The sequence below is a fragment of the Streptococcus pacificus genome (assembly GCF_016481305.1).
Classification (GTDB): Bacteria; Bacillota; Bacilli; order Lactobacillales; family Streptococcaceae; genus Streptococcus; species Streptococcus pacificus.
In genome coordinates, this window is the sequence record NZ_JAENBO010000004.1 from 127,310 (window position 1) to 139,494 (window position 12,185).

A 12,185-nucleotide genomic window follows, 5' to 3' on the forward strand; every position below is an offset into this window, starting at 1 on the left:
TAACGAAAAAAACAACTTTGTCAAGACTGACAAAGTTGTTTGAGGAGTAAGGCTTAACCTTGCAAGGCATCATCCATTGAAAGAACTTCATGGAAGACACGTTGTGTTAATTCTGTTTTTTGTTCTGGTGTGAGGTATTTAGTGTTAACACAGTATCCTGAGATACGAACGATAACATCTTCACCAGCCATGATTTTATCATAGACATCGTTAAGGTCCATAACGTTTAGGTTAACGTGTTGACCACCATTTTCAAAATAACCATCAAGTACTGTGACAAGGTTTTCAACTTGTTCATCATAAGTTTTACCAAGTGCACGAGGTGATACTTGTGTTGTAAGTGAGATACCATCAGCAGCATAACTAAAGTCAAGACTAGCTAGTGAGTTAAGGTTTTGTAACCAACCACCTTTAGCTTTGTTTGATGGGTTAGCACCTGGTGAGAAGAATTCAAGTTTAGAAAGGTTTACTGAACCATCTTCATTTAAGTAAACACCTTTATGAACTGGAGAGTTACCAGTTTGTTTAGAGTAAGCAACGTTAGAAGTGATTGTAAGAAGTGACACAGTTGCTTCAGCATCTTTATAAAGTTTGTGGCTTCTTAAACGAGTTGTATAAGCTTCAATCAACCATTCTGCAAGTTCATTTGAACGAGGGTCATCTTCACCCCAACGAGGGAATTCACCAATTGTTTCATAGTCGTAGATGTAACCATCTTCGTCACGGATTGGTTTAACAGTAGCGTATTTGATTGCTGAAAGTGTATCAACTGTGTTTGCAAATCCACAGATACCAAATCCCATGTTAGCACGTTGATGTGATGGTAAGAAGGCCATTTGAACGGCTTCGTAGTTGTATTTATCAGTCATGTAGTGGATGATGTTAAGAGCATCTACATAAGTGTCTGTCAACCAGTCAAGAGATTTTTCAAAGTTAGCTTTTACTTCATCAAAGTCAAGGACATCTGATGTAACTGGTTCGATATCAAAGACTTTGTAGTCTTTATGAACATCGTCATAACCACCATTAAGACCAGTAAGAAGAGCCTTAAGGACGTTTACACGAGCACCAAAGTATTGGATGTTGTGACGTTTTTCTTCATTTTCAGGGTCAAGTGGTGATACACAACAAGAGATACATGACATTTCACCATAACCATCTTTAGCCATTGTTGTTACCCCTTCGTATTGGATAGAAGAGTGTTTGTGGCTCATGCTCATACAGTAGCGACGGAATGAGTATGGTAATTTGTCTGTCCAAAGAACGGTTAAGTTAGGTTCTGGAGAGTTACCAATGTTATCAAGAGTGTTTAGGAAACGGTAGTCCATCTTAGTGACACGGTGACGACCATCGTTACCCATACCAGCCATAGATGTTGTGATGAAAGTAGGGTCACCTGAGTATAATTGGTCATAAGCTTTAGTACGTGCAAATTTAACAGTACGAAGTTTCATAACGAAATCATCAACAAATTCTTGGATTTCTGATTCAGTAAATGTACCACGAGCAAGGTCACGTTCTGCAAAAACATCAAGAACGATTGGCACACGTCCAAGAGAAGTTGCGGCACCATTGATGACACGACAAACTGCCATGAATGCAATGTTTACCCATTGGATAGCTTCTTTAACGTTCATTGCTGGACGACGAACATCAACACCATAAAGATCACCAAGTTTAACAACATCACCAAGAGCTTGGTATTGAAGGTTGATTTCTTCACGAAGACGAATAGTTTCTTCATCGATTTCAGTGATAGCATTCCAGTCGTTAACTTTTTCTTGCATCAAGAAGTCAGCACCGTAAAGGGCTAGACGTGCATAAACACCAATGATACGTCCACGAGAATAAGCGTCTGGTAAACCAGTAACAGTGTGCGCGTGACGAGCACGACGGATATTTGAAGTGTAAGCACGGAAAATACCGTCATTAACTGTTGTGACATGTTTAGTAAAGATTTCATGAACTGCTGGATCTGGTTCATAACCATTTTCTTTCAAAGTGGTTTCTGCCATACGAATACCACCCTTTGGCATGAAGTTTAGTTTAAACAATTCATCATTTTGAATACCAAAAATAAGTTCATTTTCTTTATCGATAAATCCTGCTGGAATATCAGCAATAGAAGTTGGACGGTTATCGTATGGGAAACGAGTTGCTTCATAATGTGCTTTTGTTTCTTCAACAATTTTTTTGATGTGAAGCGAACGTTCAGTTGGACCAGCTAAGAAGCTCTCGTCACCATCATAAGGGGTGTAGTTAGCTTGGACGAATCTAGAAACACTTGCTTTTTCTTTCCAGTCAGTGCCTTTAAAGCCTTCCCAAGCTTTTTCAAAAATATCAGTATTTGTTTTTACAGTTGCCATAAGAATTCTCCTTATTATGTTTTAGCTAATCTGTTATATTTTACATCTTCATTTTATCATATAGTAATCGCTACCAACAAGAGAAAATGGCATAATAAAGGGATTTCTTTTATAATACAGTTGGATGAAACAGTAAATCTGTATTATAAGTTTAATGTTTTTCAGAAAATGAAATAAGCGGTATAATGGTGTAGGAGGTTTGTTATGTTAATTTACCCTTTGGTCAACGATTTATCACGGAAAATTATCCATATCGACATGGATGCTTTTTTTGCGTCCGTTGAAGAAAGAGATAATCCAAAATTAAAGGGTAAACCAGTTGTGATTGGTAGTGATCCCAGACAAACAGGTGGTAGAGGTGTGGTTGCAACAGCAAACTACGAAGCAAGAAAATATGGTATTCATTCAGCAATGAGTTCAAAAGAAGCTTATGAATTATGTCCAACGGCGATTTTTATTTCAGGAAATCATGAAAAATATAGAGTGATTGCCAAGCAGATTAGAAGCATCTTTAAACGTTACACAGATATTTTTGAACCCGTCAGTATTGATGAAGCCTACCTTGATGTGACCGAAAATAAACTGGGTATCTCTTCTGCGATAAAAATTGCAAAACTCATTCAATATGACATTTGGAAAGAATTACAACTCACCTGTTCGGCAGGTGTTTCCTACAATAAATTTTTAGCTAAACTGGCTAGTGATTACCAAAAACCAAAAGGTTTAACTGTCATTCTGCCAGAGGATGCCCAACGTTTTTTAGCTGATTTACCGATTGAAAAATTTCATGGTGTCGGGGTGAAATCCGTTGCGCAATTACAAAAAATGGGTATCAAAAAAGGGTCAGATCTCCTAGTCTACTCAGAACAAGAACTCATGGATACTTTTGGTCGTTTTGGCTATGAGCTTTTTCGCAAGGCCAGAGGAATCAGTAATAGCCCTGTCAAAACAGATAGGATTAGAAAATCCATTGGTAAAGAAAAAACCTATGCTAAACGCTTATATGCTGAAGAAGATATTCAGGCAGAGTTAACAAAGTTAGTTGTTCGAGTGGTTAAGGTCTTAGAAGAAATGAATAATTTTGGAAAAATCATTATTCTAAAAATTCGTTATTCTGATTTTGAAACCAAAACAAAAAGACGTAGCCTAGAAGAGGCTACGCAAGACAAAACGACTATAGAACAAGAAGTCTATCAATTATTTGAAAGCTTACCTGAAAATAAAACAGGTGTCCGACTATTGGGCGTGACAGTTAGTGGTTTTGAAGACACTAGTCATGATATTTTACTTGATTTGTGAGGGTCATTCACTGTGTTTCTCAACTGAAAGGTCACTTACAGGTTCATTTGTAATGGGCGAAGTCTTGTCTGTTTTGTTATTATTTTCTTCTTTTAATTTAAATGACTCTTCAACCAATTCATTGTATTGAGATGCTTTAAATAAAAAATAAAGATAAAGATTGGTCAATAACGATAACTTTAACAAAAGCGTAGCCAGTATAGCTACGCTTTTAGTATGTTTAAATCTCTTGTGTCTCTTCTTGAGTAGTATTATTTTCTAATTCAGTGACTTTATATAGAGTGAAAGAATAGAGAGCTATTAAAACAAATTGAACAATAAGACTTGGCATTGACATTTGGTTAGCTGATAACATAAAAACTAAAGAAGCTGCAATGTTTATTAGGTAATAACCAATTCCAATGTAGTATGGGAGTTTTTTTACCATTTCATTTTGCTTCAAACGTTTGAGATTCTGGAAACAAAGAAAAGAAATGACAATTAAGACAATAATTGCAATTATTATTGAAATAAAAAAGGTGGGTGTAGCACTTCCTTTAATGGTATCAGCGAGAACAGGGTCAGTAAGAGCAATTTGATCAATGTTATTCAAAGAGACAATCATGCCCCACGTGGTCAAAACAGATACAACCATTGCAAAAATATTAATACATATAATTGCGATTGTGCTAGTACGAATAGCTTGGCGAATTTTTGTTAACGATTTCATTTTTTCTCCTCATAATAAAATTAAACACGTTACATTATACCATATTTATTCAAAAAGACAATAGTGGAATGTAGCTAGGGAACGAGTTTTAGATGATTTTTATGGTTTATAAAATGTTATTGTCTATTTAAAAAATGTCTAAATGAACTGTATGAAATAAATTAAGAAACCTGTATGAGCTACTTAGTGACTTCTAAATTGATGCGGTAAGAGTAGTTTTGGTAAATCCAACGAGTTGCAATTCTGGTTTGATAGTGGTCAGCTAATAATTGTGAGATATTATTAGTATTTAAATAGTTAAGAGCTGCTTTATAATTGGCTTCGTTTGAAAAAGCTAATTCAATGACAGTTTTACCACTATCAATTTGATTGATAATATAATTATTAAATTGATTACTATCAAAAGTGTCAAGGGTTTGTCCCTGTCTTTTATAATAATCAAGAGAAGAGTCAGTAAATTGTGGGAATTGCCAAATGCCTTGAGACGTTTCAATGTGGTAATTAAAATAACTATCGAGATTGTTATCAAGTTGTCGTGAGCGATTGATAACGTCATCCGTCACACAAAGATAGCTGTAATCAATAGGATTTTCAGAGAATTTTATTTCAGGATGATCCATTGCTGTATCTCCCCAGGTTGTATCAACCCAATAGTAGTTGCCATTAATTTTAACACCATTCCAAGCATGGAAATCAAAACCTGAGCTTTCCATATCGCTTTGCAATGTTGAGTTTGTAAATTTTCCAACAGCTAAAAAGCTTTCAATTCCTGCTTTATCTGCTAAATATTCAAATGATAGAGAGTAACCCATACAAACAGAGGATTGAGTTAGAAAAACGCTTCTAATGTCTTGATTGTTACTGGCTTGTTCATTATATTCAGTATTAGTAATGACATATTCATAGAGGTATTTGACTTTATCATAGTCAGAACCATTTGGCATATTCTTGATCACATTATCAGCAATTGACTCAATTTCTTCTTTAGTGTCTTTGGCATTGTTTGGAATATCATAAACCATTTCCAAATATTCATTATCCAAAGTCTTGATTTGTTTTAAATTTCTACTCCAAAAATATTTGGGATTGTCAAGAGTTAATGCTTGACGAACTTTTAGGATACTTTCGTCACTAACTTTATTGATTTTAATGTTTGATTGATAGTTTTCAAATCCTTCTACTATCTGGATATAAGCATATTTTTCCTTATCATTTAATTGTTGAAAGTAAAACTTTTTTGTTAGCCCTAATTCCTGGCTTTTTTGCATAATAATAACAGGATTGGCATAATTCAAATCGAATTCATCGTCGTTTATCTGATTTGCTAGGTAACTATTAGATGAAATATCTTGTTTATTATAAAAGGGATTAGTATTAGAGCATCCTGATAGAACAATGGCTAGACACAATAATAAAACATATCTTAATTTCCTCATTTTGTTCTCCTTATTATCTTGTCATCACTCTTAATATAGCACAAGTTTAAGATAGAGTCTATTTATTGTCTAATCATAAATTTATAAGAACAATAAAAATTTTTTAAGTATTAAAATAAAAAAATAATATATTAACTTTAGACTATTATTTGATAATAAAAACATTTTATTCTTTGAATCTTTGTGAAAATCAACGTTTAACTGCTTTATTTAGTTTCTTCAAACACAATACAATCATTTACGAATTTACTTGATAGACAATGATTTTTCCATTTAATCTATTAATATACGAATTCGAAATAAATTGTGAATTAGGAGTGTTTTCTTATGTGTACAAATGTTTATTATCGTGTTAAAATATTTCCTGTAAACGTTTTCTAAAAAACTGATTAAAACAAAGGGAGATACAAAATGAAAAATTTTTCTTACTATAAAAGATTAAAATTTTCAATTAGACGTTTGTCTGTAGGTGTTGCTTCTGTTGCTATAGGAGCATCACTATTTGGTGTTAGTCCTGTTTTGGCTGATCAAATAGAAACAACAACAGTGACTACAGAAACAGTGACTAATGATGTCCAATCATCAGAGCAAGATAATGCTAATACAGAAAATATTAGTGAATCATCACAAGCTGTAGACAAAGCTGTTAACCTTGCTGAAAAACCTCAAGAGACGGCTGAAACTTTAGTGGTTGATACGGATAATTCAGGTGAAACAACTGCTGAAACAGTAGCAGATGTCCCTGTGTTCGCAACAGCACTTGAGGAGAATGAAGAAGCAGAAGTGACTGAAGTTTTTGAAAAACCACTCAATGCGGTTGGTGCTATTGATTCATTAACCTTTGAAAATGGTGTGGCTAACATTGTTTATCATACTGGTGAGAAAGCTAGAGTTAGCTTATATAATGACCATGTCTTTAGATACTATATTGATAAGACCGGTGAATTTGTAGAAGATCCAGCACCAAGCAGAGAAGATAGACCAGCAAAAATTGCGATTAAGACATTAGAAAACTACCGAGACACAAACAGTGCTTTGGGGAGTATGACTGAAGATGAGACTAGCTATAAGATAGCAACTGACAAGGTAGAACTAGTCTTTGATAAGCAAACGGCAAGAATGTCTATTTTTGACAAGATTTCTAACAATCTTATCACCAAAGAGGTTCTTCCAGTTCAAATCACTTCTAATAAGACAACGCAAACCCTATCTCAAGCTGATAATGAGTATTTCTTTGGTGGTGGGATGCAAAATGGTCGTTTTACTCATAAGGGTAACAAGATTAATATTGTGAATGAAAACAATTGGGTAGATGGTGGTGTGGCCTCACCAAATCCATTTTATTGGTCAACTAAAGGCTACGGTGTTCTTAGAAATACCTTTAAGCGTGGACAGTATGATTTTGGTACAGAAGAGCCATCACTTATGACAACCGCTCATGACGAAGATCGTTTTGATGCTTATTTCTTTGTTAATAACACCCCTGCCAATCTTTTAAAAGACTACTATGAATTAACTGGTTCACCTGCTGTTCTACCAGAATATGCCCTTTATCTAGGTCATTTAAATGCCTACAACAGAGATTATTGGTTAGAAGTGCCTAGCAATACCAGAGGCGCTATTTTATTAGATGGGAAGTATTACAAAGAATATCAACCCAACCAATTGCCTGAAGCTGACCGTCCAAATGCGATCAAAGAAACCTTAAATGGTGAAGGAAATAGTTATAAATTCTCAGCTCGTGCAGTGATTGATCGCTATAAAGCAATGGATATGCCTTTATCATGGTTCTTACCAAATGATGGTTATGGCGCAGGCTATGGTCAAACAGATAGCCTAGATGGTAACATTCAAAACTTAAAATCATTCGTTGATTATGCCAAAGAAAATGGTGTTAAGGTAGGATTGTGGACGCAATCTGACTTATATGATACTGATCCTAGTAAAGATGTGGTTCTTCATAGAGATATCGACAAAGAAGTCGGTGAAGCCGGCATTCGAGTGATTAAAACCGACGTGGCTTGGGTAGGACCAGGTTATTCCTTTGGTTTAAATGGTGTGGATAAGGGTGCTGAACTCATTACTGAAAAGAGTGAAGAACGTGCAAGACCATTTATCATCTCACTTGATGGCTGGGGAGGAACCCAACGTAGCGCGGCCATCTGGAGTGGTGACCAAACAGGAGGAGAATGGGAATACATTCGTTTCCACATCCCAACTTATATTGGTTTAGGTTTGTCAGGAAATCCTAATATGGGTTCTGATATGGATGGTATTTTTGGTGGTGCTAATCCGATTATCAATGCTAGAGAATATCAATGGAAGACTTTCACTTCAATCATGATGAATATGGATGGTTGGGGAGCAAAACCTAAGACGCCATTCTCATTTGATGATAAGACAACAGACTTAAACAGAATTTCATTAAAACGCAAATCTACTTTAGTGCCTTACGCCTATTCAACTGGTCATCAAGCAAGCACTGAAGGAAAACCAATTGTAAGAGCCATGCTCATTGATTTCCCAGATGAAGCTATCAATTATTCTAAATCTGTTCAATATCAATATATGTATGGTGATAACTTATTAGTGGCACCAATCTATCAAGACACTGCCATGCAAGAAAATGGTGATGATATTCGCAATAACATCTTCTTGCCAGATGCTTCTATTGAGTGGATTGATTTTTACACTGGTGAAAAATACCAAGGTGGTCAAGTCTTGAATGGTTTTGAAGCACCTCTTTGGAAAATTCCTGTATTTGTTAAAAACGGGGCAATTATCCCGATGACAAATCCTAATAACAATCCCACTGAGATTGATCGTACTAATCGTCTCATTACTTTCTACCCTCATAAGGACTCAAGCTTTACCCTCGTTGAAGATGATGGTTTAACCGTTGATTACAAATCAGGTAATGTTGCAAAAACACTGATTGAGAGTCATGCTGGTGACTCTAATGAAACAGGGACAGCTGTTTTAACCATCAATGCTACTGAGGGCAGTTTTGAAGGATTCAACAAAAACAAAACCACTGAACTTCATGTTAATGTTTCTGAAGATGTTGATAGGGTGACCGCAACAATCAATGGTGAAGCCATTACACTAACACGTGTCAATAGTTTAGAAGCCTATCAAAATGGTAGTAACGTTTTCTTCTATCATGAAGATCCAATTATGGAAACTTATAATCCTAAGAGTACAGAAGTTCAAGGATTACGTGTAACTCAAAATAGTCTTGTCAAGATTAAATTGGCAGCAAGCGATGTAACAGCCTCTAAAATTGTCGTAACAATTAATGGTTTCATTAATAAAGCCACAGACAAAGAAGTTCCAGAAGATTTAGCTGAACCAACTGTTCCAACTCAAGTGGAAGCACCAGAAGAACTCATTTCTGCCACTTCTATCACAGTTGTTTGGCAACCAGTGGATGATGCTGATACCTATGATGTTAAGAGAGATGGTGTTATCTATACAGACATTAAAGGCAACTCTTTCTTGTTTGAAGACTTAAACTATGGTAGTTCACACGAGTTTGCCGTTAGAGCAGTTAATGCTAAAGGCGTTTCTGCTTGGTCAGATGTGATTACTGCTAAAACTAGTGAAGACCCATTGATGAATGCTATTGAAGGAATTAGTGCCACTTCAAGTATGACTGCACAACCAGGTCAGGGTCTTGAAAAATTGTTTAACAAACAATTGGGAGATCAATTCCATAGTCAATGGCGTCAACCAGTAACCTTCCCAGCAACCATTACTATGGATCTTGGTGGGGTTTATCAAGTCGATTATCTAGAGTATCATCCAAGAACTGATGGTGGTTCAAACGGTATTATTACTAGACTCTTCTTTGAAACGAGTGAAGACGGTAAAAACTGGACAAGAGATGAGTATTACACCAATTGGAACAGAGATAAGCAAGTCAAAACATATCGCTTTACAGCTCCTAAAGCCCGTTACGTTCGTGCTAATATTGCTGCAGGATATAACAATTTTGTTTCCGGTGAAGAAATTTTAATCTTCAAAAAACCTGGAACAAGAATGGAAGTTGTGGGTGATATTAATCGCGATGGAAAAATCTCTGAAGATGATAAGACATCCTTCTTAAATTATACTGGTCTTCGCAAGGAAGATAGCGACTTTGATTATATCAAGCATGTTGATGTTAATAATAATGGTCTGATTGATGCTCAAGATATTAGTGTCATTGCTGTTCAACTAGAAGGTGGTGTGCAAACACCATCCACTCAAGCGCCTTCTGGCCGTGTCTTCCTAGAAGCTGATAAGTTAGAATTAACGGCTGGTGAACAAGTTAAGGTGAGATTGATTGCGGATAATTTAGACAATACCAATGCGCTTACTTCTGTCTTCCAATTTGATAATACAAAATATCGTTTGGTAAGCAATTCAGTGATACCAACTGACGTTATCAAGCAAGCAGAAAATTTCTCTCGTGTTCGTGCGCGTGATGAAAAAACAGATGTCGTATTCAGTTTTGTCAACTTTGGTCAAAAAGAAGCGATGACAGGTTCAGGAGAGATTGCTTATATCACTTTGGAAGCATTGAAAGATGTTATCGTAGATGAAAGCTCACTTGATACTATTTTAGTGGCCAATAATTTAAGAACGCAAACAATTTCAGCTATGCCAATTCGTCAAACCATTAATTACGAAGATAAGGCAGTTGTTCCAACTGAGGTTAAAGTAAGTAGAACAACTCAAGGTGGTGTTACACTTTCATGGCATAAAGATCCAAAAACAATGTGGTACATTGTTGAACAAGAAGTATCACAAGGTGGTCAAACACAGTTTGTTGAAGTTGATCGAACAGAAAACACCGTTCTTAATGTTTACAATCTTTTGCCAGGAACAAGTTATCGTTTCAGAGTGATTGGTAATAATCCAATTGGAAATTCAGAGCCGTCTGAAAATATTTTAGTACAAACAGTGACGAAAGATCTTTCTCATAAGATTGATGGTATTACTGCAACTGCAGAAGCTCCTGAACAACCTAATCAACCGTTGACATTATTATTTGATGGTGATGAATCAACGCAATATCACAGCCAGTGGTTTAATGACAAGGCTGTGCCATCATCAATGCTACTTGATATGGGTAGTGTAAAAGCTGTTGATCATATCATTTATGTGCCACGTAGAGATGCTGGAAACGGGACATTGACTAGCTTGACAATAGATACTAGTCTTGATGGTGAAAACTGGTCTAGTACTGGGGAAGTGATTAATTGGGTGAGAAGTAGTGGTGATAAAGTAGCTTACCTACCTCAGAATCATAAAGCACAATTTATCAGATTAAACTTCAAAGCTAGTGTTGGAGGTTTTATTTCAGGGCAAGAACTTTATGTTATCTCTGGTTCAGGTAATGATGGTCAAGTAGCTGTACCAGATACAGCACCAACAGCTGAAGACAAACCATCCATTGTGTTTACCAATGGAAAAGGGGTAGTCAACGAAGTGCCTGAATTAACCTTCTCAACAGAAAAACGAGAACTAAAAGATGACACATCAGGTGTCATGGTTCAATTAGAAGTTGGCGAAATCGCAGCTATCGAAGGCATCAGTGTTGGGCATAAAGAAACCAAAGACCCAAGCACACCAAATGTGCTTAAAGGCCAAGACTATGATCTCTTTGATATCTCATTAGTTGATGCTAATGGTAAAGCCATCAGTCCATTAAAAGACACACTTGTCATCATGCCAGTAGACGAAGGCAAAACCGTATCAAAAGTGGTTTACCTCCCAAATACAGATCAAGAAGAAGAGCTTGACTTTACGATGACAAGTTATGTGGATGCTAATGGTAAAACACAACAAGGCGTTGTGTTTGTGGCAAAACACTTCAGTGAATATGGTATTGTTTATCAGGCGAGAGAAACAAAAGTGCCATCAGACGCACCAACAGCACAAGATAAACCGGTCTTCGAAGGGAAACTTGAAAGTAAGGTGCCATCAGAAGCTCCAAGCTATCAGTTACCAGAATCAGATTTTGTTCCTGAAACTTCTGTACCAAAAGTGGCACCTAAAGCACAAGACAAGCCAATCTTTGAAGGAAGACTTGAAAGTAAGGTACCATCAGACGCGCCAAGCCATCAATTACTAGCCTTTGATGGCAAACCAGAGCCAATGAGTAAAGAAGATAAGCAAACAAAAGACAAAGTAGAGCAAAAAGAAGTGAAAAGCACTTCAGCTAATACTTTACCAAACACTGGTGATGCGACAAACTCAGCAGTGTTAGGCACCATGTTAGCTTTATCATCACTCGCTTTATATGGTTATGGCAGAAAAAAAGGTGAGCAAGAGTGATAATTATTAATCCAAGTGTTCACTAAACAAAAAGACAAATCAGTTAACTGA

5 protein-coding genes are annotated in these 12,185 nt (G+C 36.2%); 2 read left to right on the forward strand and 3 right to left on the reverse strand.

Annotation, left to right across the window (positions count from 1 at the left end; translation table 11 throughout):
• Positions 1-53: 53 nt before the first annotated feature.
• Positions 54-2,366 carry a formate C-acetyltransferase gene (gene pflB / locus JHK62_RS06155; RefSeq protein ID WP_213087414.1) on the reverse strand — a complete coding sequence of 771 codons (2,313 nt, stop codon included), beginning with the start codon at positions 2,364-2,366 and terminating at the stop codon, positions 54-56.
• A gap of 204 nt (positions 2,367-2,570) precedes the next feature.
• Between pflB and dinB the strand changes: the two genes are divergently transcribed.
• On the forward strand, positions 2,571-3,665 hold the full coding sequence (gene dinB, locus JHK62_RS06160) for a DNA polymerase IV (RefSeq protein ID WP_199575889.1): 1,095 nt from the start codon (positions 2,571-2,573) through the stop codon (positions 3,663-3,665).
• Positions 3,666-3,885: 220 nt separating this feature from the next.
• Here the strand turns inward: dinB and JHK62_RS06165 are convergent, their stop codons facing one another.
• The gene (locus JHK62_RS06165) at positions 3,886-4,374 is read right to left on the reverse strand and encodes a hypothetical protein (RefSeq protein WP_199575890.1); all 489 of its coding nucleotides are present in this window, start codon (positions 4,372-4,374) and stop codon (positions 3,886-3,888) included.
• A 179-nt stretch (positions 4,375-4,553) separates the two neighbouring features.
• A complete protein-coding gene (locus JHK62_RS06170) occupies positions 4,554-5,810 on the reverse strand; it encodes a transglutaminase domain-containing protein (protein WP_199575891.1) in 1,257 nt (418 codons plus the stop codon).
• 411 nt (positions 5,811-6,221) lie between these two features.
• On the opposite strand from JHK62_RS06170, the gene JHK62_RS06175 reads away from it, so the two are divergent.
• Positions 6,222-12,134 (forward strand): discoidin domain-containing protein, encoded by a 5,913-nt coding sequence (locus JHK62_RS06175; protein WP_199575892.1) that lies wholly within the window; start codon positions 6,222-6,224, stop codon positions 12,132-12,134.
• Positions 12,135-12,185: the final 51 nt, after the last annotated feature.

What these genes read in the sequence shown, in the direction of transcription:
- pflB (WP_213087414.1), bottom strand. Translation starts at nt 2,366, where the DNA reads ATGGCAACTGTAAAAACAAATACTGATATTTTTGAAAAAGCTTGGGAA.
- dinB (WP_199575889.1), top strand. Translation starts at nt 2,571, where the DNA reads ATGTTAATTTACCCTTTGGTCAACGATTTATCACGGAAAATTATCCAT.
- JHK62_RS06165 (WP_199575890.1), bottom strand. Translation starts at nt 4,374, where the DNA reads ATGAAATCGTTAACAAAAATTCGCCAAGCTATTCGTACTAGCACAATC.
- JHK62_RS06170 (WP_199575891.1), bottom strand. Translation starts at nt 5,810, where the DNA reads ATGAGGAAATTAAGATATGTTTTATTATTGTGTCTAGCCATTGTTCTA.
- JHK62_RS06175 (WP_199575892.1), top strand. Translation starts at nt 6,222, where the DNA reads ATGAAAAATTTTTCTTACTATAAAAGATTAAAATTTTCAATTAGACGT.